Origin of the sequence: Kutzneria kofuensis, from assembly GCF_014203355.1 — a bacterium.
Lineage (GTDB): Bacteria > Actinomycetota > Actinomycetes > Mycobacteriales > Pseudonocardiaceae > Kutzneria > Kutzneria kofuensis.
The window spans coordinates 435,929-452,876 of record NZ_JACHIR010000003.1; the positions used below are offsets into that span (position 1 = coordinate 435,929).

The 16,948-nt window shown below is 71.1% G+C and carries 16 protein-coding genes and 1 pseudogene; 7 read left to right on the forward strand and 10 right to left on the reverse strand.

Annotation, left to right across the window (positions count from 1 at the left end; translation table 11 throughout):
* Window positions 1–71: 71 nt before the first annotated feature.
* Window positions 72–392, reverse strand: a pseudogene (locus tag BJ998_RS44095) (carboxymuconolactone decarboxylase family protein); the annotation flags it as partial.
* Between the two features lie 426 nt (window positions 393–818).
* Between BJ998_RS44095 and BJ998_RS44100 the strand changes: the two are divergent.
* A complete protein-coding gene (locus BJ998_RS44100) occupies window positions 819–1,442 on the forward strand; it encodes a Uma2 family endonuclease (RefSeq protein WP_184870125.1) in 624 nt (207 codons plus the stop codon).
* Here BJ998_RS44100 and BJ998_RS44105 read toward each other — a convergent pair.
* Window positions 1,393–2,199 carry a putative protein N(5)-glutamine methyltransferase gene (locus tag BJ998_RS44105; RefSeq protein ID WP_184870303.1) on the reverse strand — a complete coding sequence of 269 codons (807 nt, stop codon included), beginning with the start codon at window positions 2,197–2,199 and terminating at the stop codon, window positions 1,393–1,395. The genes BJ998_RS44100 and BJ998_RS44105 overlap by 50 nt on opposite strands.
* A 65-nt stretch (window positions 2,200–2,264) precedes the next feature.
* On the opposite strand from BJ998_RS44105, the gene BJ998_RS44110 reads away from it, so the two are divergent.
* Window positions 2,265–3,077 carry a phosphotransferase family protein gene (locus BJ998_RS44110; RefSeq protein ID WP_184870126.1) on the forward strand — a complete coding sequence of 271 codons (813 nt, stop codon included), beginning with the start codon at window positions 2,265–2,267 and terminating at the stop codon, window positions 3,075–3,077.
* Here the strand turns inward: BJ998_RS44110 and BJ998_RS44115 are convergent.
* Window positions 3,064–3,801 carry an SRPBCC family protein gene (locus BJ998_RS44115; RefSeq protein WP_184870127.1) on the reverse strand — a complete coding sequence of 246 codons (738 nt, stop codon included), beginning with the start codon at window positions 3,799–3,801 and terminating at the stop codon, window positions 3,064–3,066. The genes BJ998_RS44110 and BJ998_RS44115 overlap by 14 nt on opposite strands.
* Window positions 3,802–3,894: 93 nt before the next feature.
* Between BJ998_RS44115 and BJ998_RS44120 the strand changes: the two genes are divergently transcribed.
* Entirely contained in the window at window positions 3,895–4,374 is a 480-nt protein-coding gene (locus tag BJ998_RS44120) for a GNAT family N-acetyltransferase (protein ID WP_312890676.1), read from the forward strand.
* A 55-nt stretch (window positions 4,375–4,429) separates the two neighbouring features.
* Here BJ998_RS44120 and BJ998_RS44125 read toward each other — a convergent pair whose 3' ends face one another.
* Window positions 4,430–5,080 (reverse strand): VC0807 family protein, encoded by a 651-nt coding sequence (locus BJ998_RS44125; RefSeq protein ID WP_246490112.1) that lies wholly within the window; start codon window positions 5,078–5,080, stop codon window positions 4,430–4,432.
* 171 nt (window positions 5,081–5,251) lie between these two features.
* Between BJ998_RS44125 and BJ998_RS44130 the strand changes: the two genes are divergently transcribed.
* Window positions 5,252–6,643: a protein kinase domain-containing protein gene (locus BJ998_RS44130; protein ID WP_246490113.1), complete on the forward strand. Its 1,392-nt coding sequence runs from the start codon at window positions 5,252–5,254 to the stop codon at window positions 6,641–6,643.
* Between the two features lie 76 nt (window positions 6,644–6,719).
* Here BJ998_RS44130 and BJ998_RS44135 read toward each other — a convergent pair whose 3' ends face one another.
* On the reverse strand, window positions 6,720–9,770 hold the full coding sequence (locus tag BJ998_RS44135; RefSeq protein ID WP_221339632.1) for a UvrD-helicase domain-containing protein: 3,051 nt from the start codon (window positions 9,768–9,770) through the stop codon (window positions 6,720–6,722).
* A gap of 4 nt (window positions 9,771–9,774) precedes the next feature.
* The gene (locus BJ998_RS44140; RefSeq protein ID WP_312890677.1) at window positions 9,775–11,316 is read right to left on the reverse strand and encodes an acyl-CoA carboxylase subunit beta; all 1,542 of its coding nucleotides are present in this window, start codon (window positions 11,314–11,316) and stop codon (window positions 9,775–9,777) included.
* Window positions 11,317–11,371: 55 nt separating this feature from the next.
* Between BJ998_RS44140 and BJ998_RS44145 the strand changes: the two genes are divergently transcribed.
* Window positions 11,372–12,256 (forward strand): ferredoxin family protein, encoded by an 885-nt coding sequence (locus tag BJ998_RS44145; RefSeq protein WP_184870131.1) that lies wholly within the window; start codon window positions 11,372–11,374, stop codon window positions 12,254–12,256.
* Here BJ998_RS44145 and BJ998_RS44150 read toward each other — a convergent pair whose 3' ends face one another.
* The 3 genes from BJ998_RS44150 to BJ998_RS44160 form a co-directional block, all read right to left on the reverse strand.
* Entirely contained in the window at window positions 12,257–12,544 is a 288-nt protein-coding gene (locus BJ998_RS44150) for a hypothetical protein (RefSeq protein WP_184870132.1), read from the reverse strand. It abuts the gene before it with no gap.
* A gap of 59 nt (window positions 12,545–12,603) precedes the next feature.
* The gene (locus tag BJ998_RS44155; RefSeq protein ID WP_184870133.1) at window positions 12,604–13,239 is read right to left on the reverse strand and encodes a TetR/AcrR family transcriptional regulator; all 636 of its coding nucleotides are present in this window, start codon (window positions 13,237–13,239) and stop codon (window positions 12,604–12,606) included.
* Between the two features lie 117 nt (window positions 13,240–13,356).
* Window positions 13,357–14,091 carry an SDR family NAD(P)-dependent oxidoreductase gene (locus BJ998_RS44160; RefSeq protein ID WP_184870134.1) on the reverse strand — a complete coding sequence of 245 codons (735 nt, stop codon included), beginning with the start codon at window positions 14,089–14,091 and terminating at the stop codon, window positions 13,357–13,359.
* 125 nt (window positions 14,092–14,216) lie between these two features.
* Between BJ998_RS44160 and BJ998_RS44165 the strand changes: the two genes are divergently transcribed.
* Both BJ998_RS44165 and BJ998_RS44170 read left to right on the forward strand, forming a co-directional pair.
* Complete coding sequence (locus BJ998_RS44165) at window positions 14,217–14,576, forward strand: DUF1707 SHOCT-like domain-containing protein (RefSeq protein WP_221339634.1); 360 nt, start codon at window positions 14,217–14,219, stop codon at window positions 14,574–14,576.
* Window positions 14,577–14,598: 22 nt separating this feature from the next.
* Complete coding sequence (locus tag BJ998_RS44170) at window positions 14,599–16,011, forward strand: amidase (RefSeq protein WP_184870136.1); 1,413 nt, start codon at window positions 14,599–14,601, stop codon at window positions 16,009–16,011.
* On the opposite strand, the gene BJ998_RS44175 is transcribed toward BJ998_RS44170, so the two are convergent.
* Window positions 16,008–16,886, reverse strand: coding sequence for a LysR family transcriptional regulator (locus BJ998_RS44175; RefSeq protein ID WP_184870137.1), 879 nt, complete (start codon window positions 16,884–16,886; stop codon window positions 16,008–16,010). The two genes, BJ998_RS44170 and BJ998_RS44175, sit on opposite strands and share 4 nt — an antisense overlap.
* Between the last annotated feature and the right edge of the window lie 62 nt (window positions 16,887–16,948).

Here is a 16,948-nt window from a genome sequence, read left to right on the forward strand (position 1 = left end):
GTGGGAACCGGACAGCTCCCGCAGTTCTTCGTCTCGGCGAACAGGTCCGGCAGCTTCGACGCCGCGCTCACCGCACGCGGGAAGCCGGCGTAGGCGGCCGTCTCCACCAGGATCTCGCTGATCTCCGCCGGTGTAAGGCCCGCCGACAGACCCGTCCGGACGTGCACGGACAGGGGAGACTCCCAGCAGCCGGCCGCCACGATCGCGGCGATGGCAACCGCCTCGCGGGTGCGCTCGTCGAGAGCGGGGCGGTGGGAGAGATGTCCGTGGACGGTGCCGACGACCAGCTCGGCGAGGCCGGGGGGCGGCGCGGAACAGCTGGTCAGGCGGTCCCGGCCACCGTCCACAAGGGAGGCGAAGGTGTCCCGGCCACGCTCGTGCAGCCGTGCCATCTCGTCCGACGTGCGTGACTCCCCTGTGCTCGCTGGTCTACACTGGACGATCAGTGTCCGTTTTCATGCATAATGGCGATTATGCATGAAAAGTCCGCTTGTCCCGGCGTGGCCGAGCGGCGGCGCCTCCAGGGGGATCCGGGTCGCTCACAGCGCTTCTGAGCGCCCCGTCGGCCCGTCCGATCCGCCTCCGACGCCGTCACAGCGCCGACGACAGCTGTCAGCGCACACACGTCGGCGTCGTTTGCCCGTAGAGGTGATTCTGACGCTCGGATCGCCGCCCAGAACGTCTTCCGCGCAGGTTGAGACGCCTGGCCGCGTTAGGCCGATAATCTACATTATGTTAAGTAGTGGCGATATTGATCTCCCCGATGCGGCCGGACGGTCCTACTCCATTCGGCCCAGGCTTGCCGCTAGAGTTGCGGCATGCTGAGGGTGTCCCCGCTGACCGAACCGATCGGAGCGTGCCCGATGAGCACAGCACTCGCACGTGAGGGCCATCCGATCAGCATCGAAGAGTTCGATGGGCTGGCTGACGACAGCTCACACCGCTTGGAGATCGAGGATGGTCGGCTGCTCGTGATGAACCGCCCCGCTGGCCCCCACATCGCGGCGGCGCAGCGTTTGGTCAGTTATCTCAATGACCAACTGCCGGATGAGCTGGAAGCAATGATGGAGTTCCAGGCCGAACTTGCCGGCCCATCTCCGCGGCGTATACCGGACCTCGTTGTGTGCATGACCGAGGCCCGTGACCAGGTCCGTGTGCGCGCCGACCAGGTCCTGCTCGCCGTCGAGATCGTGTCGCCCGGCGAGTCTGCGGCCCGCGACTACATCAAGAAGCCGGCCGAGTACGCCGCCAACGGCATTCCGAACACCTGGGTGATTGACATCCAGGAGAATCCCCTCAGCCTGACCGTCTACACGCTGGACGACACGGGCCAGTACCACTTCTCGTCGCCGATCACTGGCAGCTATACCGGTTCTATCGGCAGCCATGAGGTCACGATCGACCTCGACGCACTGACTGGTCCGCGTCGTCGCCGAAACTGACGGCTCGGCGGCCGATCGCGACGGTGCCGTCAACCTCCTCCGAGTGCTCGACCCGAGTCGTCAGGCCGGCGTCGGCGAGCAAACGCTGTGTGGAGGCCGCTTGGCGCACGCTCGTCTCGATCAGCACGTGCCCGCCCGGCTTGAGCCACGCTGACGCGTCCGCGGCGACTCGCCGGTGCACCTCCAGGCCGTCCGAGCCGCCGTCCAGCGCCACCCGCGCCTCGTGGTCGCGTGCCTCCGGCGGCATCATGCCGATGTCGTCGGTCGGCACGTACGGCGCGTTCACCACCAGCACGTCGACGCGGCCACGAATCTCCGGTGGCAACGCGTCGTACAGATCGCCCTCGAACACCTGGCCGCCGACCGGTTCGACGTTCCGCCTCGCACAACGCACCGCCGCCGGGTCGATGTCCGCGGCGTACAATGAGAATTCGGACATACCGGCCACGGTGGCGACGCCGATCGCGCCGGTGCCGCAGCACAGGTCCACCACCACACCGCCCGGTGAAACCAGCGCGGAAGCCTGCTCCACCAGGAACTCCGTACGGCGACGCGGCACGAACACGCCCGGTTCGACGGCGATGCGCAGCCCGCAGAACTCGGCCCAGCCGACGATCTGCTCCAGCGGCAGGCCGGAGACGCGTCTGTCCACCATGGACTCGAGGTCTTCCGGCGACGACGCCGCGGCGGTCAGCAACTCGGCCTCGTCCTCGGCGAACACACAACCGGCGGCACGAAGCCTGGTGACGATGTCGATCGGGAACTCCCCTGGGGTGAAAATGGATGGCTCCCAGTATGGGGCCTCCCCTATGGTCCGCGATCATGTGGCCGGAATCCGAAGTGGTCTCGCGCGAAGGTCTGCGTGAAGGCGGCTCGCCGTGGCTGTTGACGTTCGCCGACGGGCGGCAGGCGGTGCTGAACGATCGAGGCCCGTTCGAGACGGAGGTCGCCGCGCTGCAGGTCGCCGCCGAGCACGGTGTGCCGGCGCCTCGTGTGCTCGACGTCAGCGACAAGGGCCTGCTGCTGTCGGTGGTCCACGGCATCAGCAAGATCCCGCAGACGCCTCCCCCGGCCCGGTTGCACGCGCTCGGCGCCGCCGCCGCGACGATCCACGCCGTTGAGCTGGCTCCCACCAGGGACTTGCCGGTGCGACACCGTCCGATCGAGGGCGAGGACTTCGAGGCCTGGCGGGCGCGGGAGGGCGCCTCTCCCCTGCTGCTGGAGGCCGAACAAGCGGTCCGCGAGCGCCCGGCGCCGCCGCATCCGACCGTGTTGCTGCACGGGGATCTGTGGCAGGGCAACACGATGTGGCACGACGGGGAACTGTCGGCGGTCATCGACTGGGACTGCGCGGGCGTCGGCCACCCCGGTGTGGACATCGGTGAGCTCCGGTGTGAAGTGAACCTGATGTACGGCGGTGAGGCGGCCGACCTGGTGGTGGCCGGCTGGGAGGAAGCGGCCGGTCGGCCGGCCCCGGACCTGGCGTACTGGGATGTGGTGGCGTCGCTGAGCACGCCGCCGGACGTGTCGGCCTGGCTGGCGGTGGCCGCGGATCAGGGGCGGACCGATCTGGACGGCCCGACCCTGAATGCGCGTCGGGACGAGTTCCTGAAGGCGGCGCTCAACCGGCTGTGACGCGTCGGACCAGGTCGTTGATGCGCTGACGCCAGCTGTCGAGGTCGGCGTCGGCCTCGCTGGAGACGGTCCGGGTGAGTTCGAGCCGGGCGCCGTGGCCGGTGCCCGGGGACAGCTCGATGTGCACGGACGGATCGGCGGCCAGGTCCCCCAGGGCCGCCCGGACGTCCTCGATGGGACGGGTGAGCTGGCGTTCGAAGCGGACCTGGTAGCCCTCGCCGACGCGCTCGACCCTCCCCTTGTCCAGGCCGAACTGGTGGATGAGCTGCTCGTGGTGGGCGTCGGAAGGCCGCTCCATGCGGATCTCCTCGCCGTCGACCGAGGCCTCCAGCGCGGTGAGGCAGACGGCCCAGCCGGAGCCGTAGCTGGCGGCGGCGGGGCGGTCGTCGAAGACGTGGGTGAAGACGAGCCGGCAGCCGTCGCCGTCCGGGGTGAGCTCGAAGTGGATGAGGTCGTCGCTCTCCCGGTGCATCTCGGGCGGGGCGTGCTCGGAGAAGGCGAAGACCTTGGGCGGGTCGAGCTGGGTGACCACGGCGTCCATGCCCTCGAACCGGATGTGCCCGCCGACGCGGAGGTCGATGGTCAGTGCGCGGAACGGGTACCAGGCGCTGAGCTGCTCGGGTTCGGTGATGGCCCGCCAGACGACCTCGAGCGGGTGCTTGAGGTGGCGTTCGAAGCGGAGCGCCGGACGGCCGTCGGTGTGGGTGCCGAGTGTCGGGTCCATGGCGGCGAATATAGCCCGACAGGAATATGCTGGCAACGGCATGTTCGGGAAATTCGGTCGTCCCGAAGACCGGCGGTCGGTCAGGATGCCGCCGTGACGTGGACAGTCGAGGCGGTGGACCCGAACGGACCGGTGGGCGCGAGCCTGCTGCGCGAGTACTACACGGAGATCGTCGCCCGGTATTGGGGCCGCCCGGCGCTGCGGTCCGAGGTGGAGCAGGTGCTGCTCGAGGAGCCCAGTGACGACCTCGTGCCGCCGACCGGCCTGCTGCTGGCCGCCTCCCACGACGGCGAGCTCGGCGGTTGCGGCGGGTTCCGGGTGCTCTCCCCCGGCGTCGCCGAGCTGACCCGGGTGTTCCTGCGGCCGTCGATGCGCGGACGCGGCGGCGGGGTGGCGCTGCTGACGGCGTTGGAACGCGCGGCCGTCGGGATGGGCCTGACCACGGCCCGGTTGGACACCCGGAAGGACCTGGTCGAGGCGCGGCGGCTGTACGCGCGCAACGGCTACGTGGAGATCCCGGCGTACAACAGCTCCCCCTACGCCGACCACTGGTTCGAGAAGCGGCTGGCCTGAACACGAGAATCGGGCGCCGTCCCGGTGGACGACGCCCGATTCGTCGGAAGGAGGCTCAGGCGGCGGCGACCTGCTTGTGGCCGCCGAGGCGCAGGGTGATGCCGTGGGCCCGCAGGGAGCGGCGGAACCACACCAGGGAGACGCCGGCGGCGATGGCCACGACGCTGTAGGAGCCGGCGGTGCTGACCATCAGGAAGTTGCCGACGGTGGCGCTGGCCAGGGCCCACAGCGTGGTGACGCCGTTGGTGATGAACACCAGCGCCCACAGGAACGAGACCTGCCGGAAGAAGCGCTGCACGTGGGGGTGGCCGCTGATGACGGTCGGGAAGGCGCAGAAGTCGTCGGCCAGCTTGGCCAGCAGCGGCCGGTTGAGCGGCAGCGTGGCCAGCAGGATCGCGGCGAAGGCGAAGTTCTGCACGGTCGGTTGCAGGAAGTAGAGGAAGACGCTGCCGGTGAGGTAGCCGACGAGCGTGCGCACGCACAGCAGCGCGGTGGTCACCCACAGCACCGCGGGGATGTCCTTGCGTAGCACGACGCGGCGCGCCAGCGCCGCCAGCGACCAGCCGAGAGCGGCGAACAGCGCGCCCTGGAGGCCGACGATGGTGAAGACGATGTAGAACAGGCCCAGCGGGACCAGTGTCGACTCCAGCAGGTGCTGGGCGCCACGGCGCAGCAGGGCCAGTGGTGCGGGGAGGTGGACCGTCATGTGCTCGGGCATGTGTGGTCGGCCGTCTCGCAGTTGGTGTCGGGGGTGGGCGAATGCTAGCGGACCCGGGTGCGGGGTTCCTGTGAGGGAGGACGTTCAAACCCGCGATCGGGTTCACTGATCCGGTCGGTCGATCTCCGCGTAGGAACCGGTGTGCCGGACAGTGGTGAGTTGATCGACGGGCGATACCGCCTGGTGTCGTGCATCGGCCGTGGCTCCATGGGGGCGGTGTGGCGGGCGCGCGACGAGCGGCTGGACCGGGTGGTCGCGCTGAAGCTGGTGATGGTGCGCGGGGTGTCCCCGGACGACGTGAGCGAGCAGGAGGCGGTGGCGCGGGCGCGGCGGGAGGGCCGGATCACCGCCCGGCTGCAGCATCCGAACGCGATCTCCGTGCACGACGTGGTGGAGCACGACGGGCGGCCGTGCCTGGTGATGGAGTACCTGCCGTCGAAGAGCCTGTCCGAGGTGGTGGAGACCAAGGGTGTGCTGTCGCCGACGGAGTTGGCGACGATCGGTTTCCAGATCGCGTCCGCGCTGGCCGCCGCGCACGAGCTGGGGATCGTGCACCGGGACGTGAAGCCGGACAACGTGCTGCTGGCCGAGGACGGCACGGCCAAGATCACTGATTTCGGGATCGCGCGGGCGCCCGACGACGGGGCGGTGACCGCGGTGGGGATTCTCGCGGGCACGCCGGCCTACCTCGCACCGGAGGTGGCGACCGGGTCGGAGAGCAGCCCGCGTTCGGACGTGTTCTCGCTGGGTTCGACGCTGTACGCGGCTTTCGAGGGCAAGCCGCCGTACGGGATGGACCAGAACACGATCGCGCTGCTCCACCAGGTCGCCTACGGGGAGATCACGCCGCCGAGGCGCGGCGGCGCCGTGGCGGACCTGCTGGTGGAGATGTTGCGGCGCGATCCGGAGACGCGTCCGACGATGGCGGAGGTGGCGGACCGGTTCGAGAAGGTGTTGGCCGGTTCGTCCCCTCTGCCCGCTGTGTTGCCGCAGGCGGCGGCCGCCCCGCCGCCGGGGACGCGGCGGATGCCGTCGTTGCCGGAGCCGCGTCGGGGTTCGCCGGTGGGGCGGTGGCTGGCGTTGGCCGTGCCCGTGACGGCGGCCGTGGTCGCCGTCGGCCTGGTGGTGGCGCAGCAGTTCGGGGTGCGTCCCGTGGCCTCCCCCGCGCCGTCGACCGTCCCGTCGGCGATCGCTCCGCCGGTCACGACGACAACCGCCGCGGACCCGGTGTCGTCGTCGGCGGGCTGCTCGGCTCGCTACGACGTGATGAACAGCTGGTCGACCGGCTACCAGGCGGCGGTGACGATCACCAACCTGACCGGCGAGCAGCTGACGGGCTGGCAGGTGAGCTGGCGGCTGCCCGGCGGCCAGCGGGTGACGAGCCTGTGGAACGGCACGTTCTCGCAGCAGGGGTCGGTGCTGGTGGTCCGCAACGCGTCGTGGAACGCCGTGCTCGACGCCAACACCTCCACCAGCTTCGGCCTGGTCGCGGGCACTCCCGGCACCTCGCCACCCCAGCCCAAGCTCACCTGCACCACCCTGCCCCAGTGACGCTGGGTAGTTGTTCGGAAAGGACCATTCCACACGTTGAACGTTAGGAATGGTCCTTTCACAGCACCTGAAGCGCTTAGAAAAGGCTTTCTTGCTTGGGTTTGCGCTTCTTGGGGACAGCCTCGCCGATGCGTTCGGTGACTGAGGGGCTGATGGATGAGAGGAACGGGGACGGGGCGGCCTTGCGGGTGGCGCCGTTGCGGACCCGGGACGCGGCGTGGCTGAGGTAGAGGTGCTGCTGCGCGCGGGTCATGCCGACGAAGAACAGCCGACGCTCCTCGTTGACGGCCTCGGGGTCGGGGTCCTCCCCCGGCCACCGCATCGGCAGCAGCCCGTCCTCGCAGCCGACGAGGAACACCACCGGGAACTCCAGCCCCTTGGAGGCGTGCAGGGTCAGCAGCGACACCCGGTCGGCGCGCGGGTCCCAGGTGTCGACCTCGGCGCCGAGGGCCAGCCCGGACAGGAACTGCGCCACGTCGTCGCCGCAGCGCGTGGCCAGGGGCATGAGCAGTTCCAGCGCGCTGAAGGCGTCCTCGTCGTCGATGCCATGTGCTGCCTGGCGGACGCGGTCGACGACGGAGCCGTGCAGGCCGACCAGGCCCAGTTCCCGAGCCACGGCTCGGACGCCGGGACGGTCGGTGAGCCGGTCGTGGGAGCGTTTCTGGAAGGGCACGCCGGCGCGGGTCAGGGCCTCCATGACCGCGCGGGCCTGGCTGCTGGTCCGGTACAGCACGGCGAAGTCGTTGAACGACAGGCCCTGTGTGCCGTCGCCGGCGACGCGGCCGCTGTCGAGGGAGTGGAACGAGGAGCCGCCGAGCAGCTGGTCGATGGTGCGGGCGACGAAGCTGGCCTCGGCCTGCTCGTCGATGGCGTGGTGCACGCCGATCAGCGCGTGTTCGGCGTGCGAGCCGCACGGCTCCAGGGAACGGTCCTCGACCAGCGTGGTCGGGGTGATGGCCTGCACGGCGCCGGCGAGGATGTGCTTGCTGGAGCGGTAGTTGCGGCCCAGCTGCACGCGGGTGGCGCCCGGGAAGTCCTCCTGGAATCGCAGGAAGAAGCCGACGTCGGCGCCGCGGAACCGGTAGATGGCCTGGTCGGGGTCGCCGATGGCGGTGAGATTGCCGTCGGCGGCGCACAGCAGGCGCAGCAGCCGGTACTGGGTCTCGTCGACGTCCTGGTACTCGTCGACGCTGACCCATGGCCAGCGGGCTCGGTAGTGCTCGATCAGCGAGGTGTCGCCGGCCAACAGGTCGACCGGCATCTCAATCAGGTCGTCGAAGTCGACGAGGTCGCGGGCGTGCAGCTCCTTCTTGTACGTGTCGCCGTGCTCGTCGCGCAGTTCCTGGACGACGGTCTCGTCGGCGATGCCGAAGCGTGCGGTGAGGCCGACGCGGGCGTGCTGCTCGCGCAGGATCCGGACGCCGAGCGAGTGGAAAGTCGCCACGGTGAGGTCCCGCGCTTGTGGCCCGACCAGGGCTTCCAGGCGTTCGGCCAGCTCCGCTGCGGCGCGGCGGGTGAAGGTGATGGCCAGGCACTGCGAGGCCGGCACGCCGCGTTCGGTGACGAGGTGAGCGATGCGGTGGGTCAGGGTGCGCGTCTTGCCGGTGCCAGGACCGGCGATGATCAGGAGCGGCCCGGACGGCACGGCCGCAGCGGCCCGCTGGTCGGGGTCGAGGCCATCGAGCAGGGAGGCGGCCTCACCGGCCTGGGGCTCCGGCTCGAACAGCTCGGGCTCGCTGTCGGCCGGCACCGGCTCGGCAGCGATCGGTTCCTCGGCCGGAGCCGGCTTCGTCACGCGCTTCGGCTTGGCCGGTTCCGGCGCTGCGAACAGGTCGTCGTCGAACAGCGACACCGATCCGGACGCCTTGGACAGCTCCCCCGGCTCGAACAGCCGGATCACGCCGTACTCGCCGTCGTAGCCGGCCTCGCGGACGACCTCGCCGCGGCGCAGCCGGCCGATCGCCTCGCCCAGCAGCGGGTTCGAGGCGCTGAGGTCGTCCAGTGGCACGTCGTCGAGAATCGCCAGCTCGGGGCCGTGCGCCGCGGTCAGCGTGGCGATCTCGGACAGCACCTTCTTGCTCTTGGGGCCGACGCCGAGCAGCTCGCTCATGATCTCCGGCAGCGGGATGAGGCTGCGGAAGTCGACGGCGTCGGCGGGCCGGTAGCCGACCTCGCGGTCGGCCAGCTCCTGGATGCGGCTGAGCACGCCGACCGTGAGCGGCTTGCCGCACTCGGGGCACAGGCCGTTGTGGGCGATGGTCTCGGCCGGGTCGAAGCGCACGTCGCACTTGCGGTGCCCGTCGGAGTGGTATTTGCCCTCCTCGGGGAAGAACTCGACGGTGCCGGCGAAGCCCTGCCGGGTCTCCAGCGCGCGGCGCACGGCGTAGTAGTCCATGTCCGTGTCGAAGACCGTCGCCTCGCGGCCGAGCACCGGCGGCGAATGCGCGTCGGAGTTGCTGACCAGCGTGTACTGGTCCAGGCCGGAGACGCGCCAGTTCATCTCGGGGTCGCTGGACAGGCCGGTCTCGGCGGCGAACACGTGGTCGGCCAGGTCGGCGTAGCAGTCGGCGATGGCGTCGAAGCCGGACTTGGAGCCGAGCACCGCGAACCACGGCGTCCAGACGTGGGCGGGCACCAGGTAGGAGCCCTCGCCGCTCTCCAGGGTGATCTCCAGCAGGTCGCGGGAGTCCAGGCCGAGGATGGGGCGGCCGTCGGAGCCGAGGTTGCCGATCTTGCCCAGCCGCTTGTTGAACTCGGCGGCGGCGTCGAAGGAGGGCATGTAGATCAGGTGGTGCACCTTGCGGGTGCGGTCGTCCCGCTTGTAGATCGTGGAGATCTCGACGCTGAGCATGAAGCGGACGTCGCCGACGCAGCTGGGCGGCAGCGTGCGGGCGATGTCGCGGTCGAGCTCGGGACGCAGCTTGAACAGGCCGGGCTCGGCCGGCACCAGGGTCTCGCGCAGGTGGTCGTACCAGGCGGGATGGGTGAAGTCGCCTGTGCCGACGAGGCTGATGCCCTTGCGCTGGGCCCACCAGGTCAGGTGCTCGAGATCGCAGTCGCGGCTGCATGCCCGGGAGTACTTCGAGTGGATGTGCAGGTCGGCGTAGAAGCGCACCGGGGCGATCATGCCACTAGGGCCGGGTTCCCCAACTGGGTGACCCCACCACCGCGGGCAGTAGCCGGTAGGCGTCGTGCACCCACTCGCACAGCAGGGCCCGGCTCTGCCTCGGGTCGATGATGTCCTGCACGCCGAAGTGCTCGGCGGTGCGGAACGGTGACGTCAGCGCGGCCAGCCGGGTCTGGATGGCTTCCAGGTCGGCCTCGGGGTCTTGTGACTGCGCCAGCTCGGCGCGGTAGGCCGCCTCGATGCCGCCCTTGGCCGGCAGCGAGCCCCAGTCGCCGGACGGCCAGGCCCAGCTGCGGCCGCCGCGGTGGCGGTTGACGATGCCGGCGCCGCCGACCCCGTACACGCGGCGCAGGATCAGCTCGGCCTGCGGCACGCGCGCCTGGTAGACGGCGCTGATGGCGCGGGCGCCGACCCGCAGCGTGCCGGCGCGTTCGGCGGCGGTGCCGATGGTCATGCCGCCCTGGTCGGTGAGGCTGACGATGGGCAGGTGGAACGTCTCGCACAGGTCGACCAGGCGGGTCAGGGCGAGCGCGCCGGCGGCGGACAGCGTGTTGCCGCGGTAGGGGTCCGTGGCGACGACGCCGACGGGGTGGCCGTCCAGGCGGGCCAGTGCCGTGACGGTGGCGCCGCCGTAGTCGGCGTAGCGGAACACGGAGCCCGTGTCGAAGACGGCGTCGAGGATGGGCGCGATGCGGTACGGGCGACGCGGGTTGCGCGGGATCGCCGACAGCAGGGTCTGCTCGGCCCGTGAGGTCGGATCGTCGCAGGTCGTGACGGGCGGCAGCTCGTGCACGCTGGACGGCAGGTAGGACAGGAACCGCCGGATCACGGCGAACGCCTCGGCCTCGGTGGCCACGAAGCGGTCCACGTTGCCGTTGCGGCGGTGCACCTCCGCGCCGCCGAGCTGTTCCTTGTCGACGTCCTCGCCGATGCCGCCGCGCACCACCGGCGGGCCGGCGACGAACAGTTGCGCGAGGCCCGCCACGAACACGCACAGGTGGGACATCACCGCCCGTGCCGCGCCGATGCCGACCACGGGCCCCAGGCAGGCCGACACCACCGGCACCGTGGACAGGTTGTCGACGACGTGGTCCCAGCCCGGGTTGACCGGCACGTAGCTGTAGCCGGCCCGCTCGATCATCTTCACGCTGCCGCCGCCGCTGGCCCCGTCGAGCAGGCGGATCAGCGGCAGCCGGAACTGGCCGGCCAGCTGCTCGGAATACACCTGCTTGGCGTGGATGGCCGCGTCGCCGGAGCCGCCGCGCCCGGTGAAGTCGTCCGCGCCGAGCACCACCTTGCGGCCGTCGACGCGTGCCGTGCCGGCGACGAAGTTCGCGGGCGTGACGGTTCCGTCGGCGTTGGCGAATCCGGCCAGCGCCCCGATCTCGGCGAAACTGCCCTCGTCGGCCAGCGCCGCGATCCGTTCCCGCACGGTCATCCGGCCGCTGGCGTGCTGGCGGGCGATCTTGTCCGGTCCGCCGAGGCCGGCCGCGTGCTCGCGGCGGCGCTGGATCTGGGTTACCTCGTCGGACCAGTCCTCGATCACGACCGCCAGCCTAAAGCGACGGCACCGGAGATCACCCGGTTGTAGCCTTGCGTAGGTGCATGACACATCCGGCAGCTGCTCGGCACTGTCCGCGGTGCTGGGTGAGCCGCCCGCCGGAACCGCATCCGTGGCCACCGCCTGGCTGTGCATCGAGCAGCCGGGTCCGTGGGGCCACGACGCCTTACGTGACAGCCACTTCGACGGCGCTCTGGCCGCTGAGCTGACTGAGCACGCGGCGGGCAGCGGAGTGCGCATCGTGCTGATCCGTCGGCCCGGCACGCATGCCGACCACCACCACGCCCAGCCCCGCCAGGTCTACCTCGCCTCCACGCGGCCCGGGGCGTGCTGGCTGGAGTCGACAGTGCTGACCGACCCGAAGCAGCTGCTGGACCTGGACTTCCGCGCCGCCGGCGCCGGGCAGCACGTCGGTCTGGGCAGCCAGGTCGAGGAGTCGGTGCTGCTGGTGTGCACCAACGGCCGCCGGGACGTGTGCTGCGCGGTGCAGGGCCGCCCGCTCGCCGGTGCGCTGGCCGCGGCGAATCCAGGCCGGGTCTGGGAGACCACCCACACCGGCGGCCACCGTTTCGCGCCGACCGCCGTCCTGCTGCCGACCGGATATCTCCACGGCCGGGTAACACCGGCCGACGGGCAGCGGCTGCTCGATTCCGGCGACGTCGTGCTGGCCGGCAACCGGGGACGTTCCTGCTGGTCACGGCCGGCGCAGGTGGCCGAGCTGGCAGTGCGGGAACTGCTGGGAGAAGTGGACGCCGAGTCGTTGTCGGTATCCGCCGACGGCACCGTCGTCTCTCATTCGGATGGCCGGGAATGGGCCGTCACCGTGACGGAACACCCGCTGCCGCCGGCCCGTCCGACCAGTTGTGGCAAGGCGCCTTCCGTGCCGAGCGCCTTTGTCGCGGACACCGTCATTCGCACGCGCTGATCAGCCGGCGCGCAACCATTCCGTCCCGCCGTCTTCACCGGAAATCCACCCGGCCGCGGTCGCCGCCTCCACGGCCAGTCGGCGGGCCTGTTCGATCGGCAGTCCGTTCGCCGCCACGATTTCATGCATAATCTGACGGGCAATGCCCATCAGGGCCGCCGCGGCCAGCAGTCGCTCCGCGGTCTCGGCATCGCCCAGTAGCTGGGCGGCCGGGGTGGAAACCACGTCGCCGCCCAGTACGTAGACCACGTCCACCAGCACGGACGTGCTCACCTGCCGGTCATGCACGAACGCCAGGATGACACAGGAATGCGTGAAAACAATTCGTCCAGCCGGGTGAAATGCGTTTAGGAGCATTCCTGTCCGGCGATCTCGGTATCGCCGCCCGCGGGCCGGGAGACGGTCGCCGCGAACGCCCCGAGACCGAGCGAATAGGGGTCGTCCAACCCGATCCTGCGCAGCGCGTCCGGCGGCAGAGCCAGAAGCGACAACGAGATTCCCAGCAGATAGGCGTCGAGCACGCCGACATCGCGGGTCGAGCTGTCCAGTCCCGCCACCCGGTGCAGCGCCACCGCCGACTCCGCATTGGCGATCGCCATTTCCCCCAGCGCCTGCCGCACGCCCGGGCGGCGGACCGCCTCCAGGTACAGCTCCGCCATCGCCAGCAGCTGCGTCGGATCGCCGTTGACGGCGCGGTGCAGCAGCGCCGGGTACAGCTCCCCGAGCTGGCTGGGCGACACGTGTTCGGGCGTCGTGCTGTGCAGCCGCTCCACGGCCGCGCGATGCTCCTCCGCCATTCGCCGTGCCGCCGCCTCCAGCAGCGACTCCCTCGTCGGGAAGTAGTTCTTGGTCGTGCCCTGCGGCACGCCTGCCTCCCGGTCCACCGCGCGATGGGTCAGGCCACGGCCGCCCTCGCGCGCGAGGATCGCGATGGCGGCATCCCCCAGCAGCGCTCGCCGGGACCCCGGACGTCGATCACCCACATGATCACCCTAGCTGTGGTACCACGCCTGTGGTGCCCGCGACGCGCCGCAGGCCAGCAGGTATGTCGATCACGGGTGAAGATCACACGAGACGGGCGGCAGACTCGCGGCGGAGGCTCAGCTCTCCTCCGCCAGCTCGGCGATCACGCCGTCGGCGGCGTGCCAGGTCTGGCCGGTGTCGTCGCCGGCCAGGCGGGCCAGCAGGTAGCCGGCGCTCTGGTCGGGGGTGAGCAGGTCGCCGCGATCCTGCACGTCGGCGAAGAACTCGTGGACCTTGGGATCCATCCGCCGGCCGCCACCGTCGCGGACCCAGGTCATCATCGACGTGTCGACGGTGCCGGGGCGGTAGATGTTGACCGTGACGCCGGTGTCGGCCAGCTCCGCGGCGAGGTTGACGCTGTGGCCCTCGACGGCGGACTTGGTGGTGGTGTACGCGTTGCCGCCGTTGAGGAAGGCGGGCACCTGCGCGGCGCCGCTGGAGAGGTTGACGATGCGGCCCCACCCCCGCTGCAGCATGCCAGGCAGCAAGTGGATGGTCAGAGCGGCGACGGCGGTGACATTCACGGCGACGGCGTAGGCGAACTCGGCCGGATCCACCGTGGCGGTGGGGCCGGCCGGCCACGGCACGGCGGCGTTGTTGATAAGAATGTCGACAGGGCCGGCCTCAGCGGCGACCTCGGCCACCTGCGCCAGGTCGCCGAGATCGGCGGGGATGACCCGCGCGTTGGTGCCGACCAGGGCGGCAGTGTCCTCGAGCTGGTCCCGGGACCGGGCGACCAGCACCAGGTCGGCGCCCTCGGCGGCCAACCCGACCGCCAGCGCCCGGCCGATCCCCCGCCCCGCGCCGGTCACGAGCGCGGTCCTTCCAACAAATGTCTGACCCATGCCCCGATCATGGACCTACGTCGCTCGACGTACGCGGACATGCCGCTTTCGAGCCGACGTCTGTGCCCTATGGGGCGCGGAGCATGGACGCCATGACCACTCAGATGAGGGCGTCCGACCAGGACCGGGAACAGGTCGTCGACCGGCTCAACGCGGCCGTCGGCAAGGGCCTGCTCACCCTGCCCGAGGCCGAGGAGCGCATCGCCGCCGCCTACGCGGCCCGGTATCTCGACGACCTGACCCCGTTGACCGCCGACCTGCCCGACCCGAAACCGACGCCACCGCCCCAGCGGGACCGCCGGCCGCGCTTCGACCCCCGTGTGCTGCCGGTCCTGGCGGTGCTGGCCGCGGTGATCGTGGTCACGCACGGCTTCGCGTTCCCGCTGATCCTGGTGGCTTTCCTGGCGATGAAGTTCGGCATGTGGCGGCACGGACGCCCTGCCCGGATGTAGGAAACGGCCCTACTGTCGACACATGGACCTCGCCGACGCGTGTTTCGCCGGCGCCGCCGCCCAGGCCGACCTGCTGCGCGCCGGCGAGTTGTCGTCACGTGAGCTGGTGGACGCCACGCTGCGCCGCATCGACCGCCACGACCGCGAGCTCAACGCCTACCGCCTGGTGTTCGCCGAACAGGCCCTGGAACACGCGGCGGCGGCCGACGAGCGCCGGGCGCGCGGCGAGGATGCGCCGCTGCTGGGTGTGCCGATCGCCGTGAAGGAGGACTCGGCGATCGCCGGGCTGCCCACGACGACCGGCACGTACGCGGTGGACCAGCTCGAACCGTCCGACTCGGAGGTGGTGCGCCGGCTGCGCGCGGCGGGTGCGGTCATCGTGGGCCGCACGCGGATGCCGGAGCTGGGGCTGTGGCCGTACACCGAGTCGGCGTTCGCGGGCGCGACCCGCAACCCGTGGTCGCCCGCCCACACCTCGGGTGGCTCCAGCGGCGGCTCGGCCAGCGCCGTGTGCGCGGGGTTGGCGGGCGCGGCGATCGGCTCCGACGGGGCCGGCTCGATCCGCATCCCCGCCGCCTCCACCGGCGTCTACGGCCTCAAGCCGCAGCGTGGACGAGTGTCGCTGCATCCGTCCGGCGAACTGTGGACGGGCATGGTCGTGGCCGGGCCGCTGAGCCGGCACGTGCGGGACTGGGCGCTGGTCGCCGACCAGATCCGCGGCTCGCTGCCCAGCGACCCGGTGGCCGCGATCCCGCCGCGAACGAGCTTCGTCGAGGCGGCCGCGACGCCGCCGGGCAAGCTGCGTGTCGCGGTGTCGCTCAAGCCGTGGGTCGCCGGCGTGACCGTCGACCAGCGCGTGCGGTCGGCCGTGCTGGGGATGGCTGAGCTGCTGCGGGAACTGGGGCACGAGGTCATCGAGCGGGACCCGACGCTGCTGGACCCGACCACGCAGCTCGCGCTAGCCCCGCGCTACCTGTCCAGCGCCGCCGAGGCCGTCGCCGCGCTGGACCGTCCCAGCGCCGTGGAGCGCCGCACCCGGCAGGTCGCCGCGATGGGACGGGCCGTGCCGCGCTGGCTGGTCGTGCGCTCCCGGCGGTTCGGGGAACGGTTCTCCCAGGTCGCCAACCAGATCTTCACGCACGCCGACGTGCTGCTGACGCCCACGCTCACACGGCCACCGATCCGCGTCGGCGAGTGGCAGGGCCGGTCCACGCTGACCACGCTGCTGGCCGCCAACCGGTACACGGCGTTCCTGCCGCAGTGGAACATCGCCGGCAACCCCGCCGCGTCCGTGCCCGCCGGGTTCACCCCCGACGGCCTGCCGCTCGCCGTGCAGCTCGTCGGCCGTCCGCACGACGAGTGCACGCTGCTGTCCCTTTCGTCCCAGATCGAGCAAGCACGTCCCTGGGCCGACCAGCGGCCGCCGGGGTTCTAGAGACCCTCGGGAACTGCCGACTCCATCGCCTCCGCGAAGGCCTGAACCGCCGGGTGGTCCTCGGCGCCGCTGCGGTGCGCGATGCGGGTGTGCCGGCCGACCGACAGCCGGGTCAGCGTCACGCCGTCCGGCCGATCGACCAGTCCCAGCTCCGGCACCAGCGCCACGCCCTGACCGGCGGCGACCAGCGCGAGCACCGTGGCGAAGTCGTCGACCTGGTGCCGGGTGCGCGGGGTGAAGCCGGCGGCCTGACAGGCGTGCACGGTCATCCGGTGGCACAGCGTCCCGGTCACGGCCAGGATCCACGGCTCGTCACGGCAATCGGCGACCGTCGCGAGCGCGGGGTCGGCGGTGGCCAGGTACATCGCCTCCCGGCACAGCGGTATCACGGCGATACCAGGCTCGGCGGGAACGGGCGCGAAGTCGTACTCGTGCACCAGCGCCACGTCGAGATCACCGGCGCGCAGGGCGTCGGCCACCCGCGCGGGATCCAGCTCCACGACCATCGGCTCCAGCCCCGGATGCCGCCGAGCCAGCTCGGCCAGCGCCGCCGGCACCATCACGCGACCCGCGCTGGGGAACGCGCCGATCCGCAGCGACCCCGACAGGCCGGAGCGTGCGCCCGCCAACTCGGCGGTGGCGCGTTCCAACTGCGCCAGCACGGCCTCGGCGTGCCGGACGAGGTTGCGGCCGGCCGGTGTGAGCACGACCCGGCGGCCGCTACGCGTCAGCAGCGGCACACCTGCCTCCCGCTCCAGGGCACTGAGCTGCTGCGACACCGCCGACGGCGTGAACGCGACCGCCTCGGCGACCGCGGCGATGGTGCCGCGATGGGCCAGTTCCCGCAGCAGTCGCAGCCGACGCACATCAAGCATCAGCTCAGCTTACGTATAGCCGTACAAATACGAACTGGACCTGCATGATCGCCGCCCGCAGG

Bases quoted from the DNA above. Each gene is read 5' to 3' on its own strand.
- BJ998_RS44165 (WP_221339634.1), top strand. From the start codon at position 14,217: ATGACCACTCAGATGAGGGCGTCCGACCAGGACCGGGAACAGGTCGTC.
- BJ998_RS44170 (WP_184870136.1), top strand. From the start codon at position 14,599: ATGGACCTCGCCGACGCGTGTTTCGCCGGCGCCGCCGCCCAGGCCGAC.
- BJ998_RS44175 (WP_184870137.1), bottom strand. From the start codon at position 16,886: ATGCTTGATGTGCGTCGGCTGCGACTGCTGCGGGAACTGGCCCATCGC.
- BJ998_RS44110 (WP_184870126.1), top strand. From the start codon at position 2,265: ATGTGGCCGGAATCCGAAGTGGTCTCGCGCGAAGGTCTGCGTGAAGGC.
- BJ998_RS44115 (WP_184870127.1), bottom strand. From the start codon at position 3,801: ATGGACCCGACACTCGGCACCCACACCGACGGCCGTCCGGCGCTCCGC.
- BJ998_RS44125 (WP_246490112.1), bottom strand. From the start codon at position 5,080: ATGACGGTCCACCTCCCCGCACCACTGGCCCTGCTGCGCCGTGGCGCC.
- BJ998_RS44100 (WP_184870125.1), top strand. From the start codon at position 819: ATGCTGAGGGTGTCCCCGCTGACCGAACCGATCGGAGCGTGCCCGATG.
- BJ998_RS44135 (WP_221339632.1), bottom strand. From the start codon at position 9,770: ATGATCGCCCCGGTGCGCTTCTACGCCGACCTGCACATCCACTCGAAG.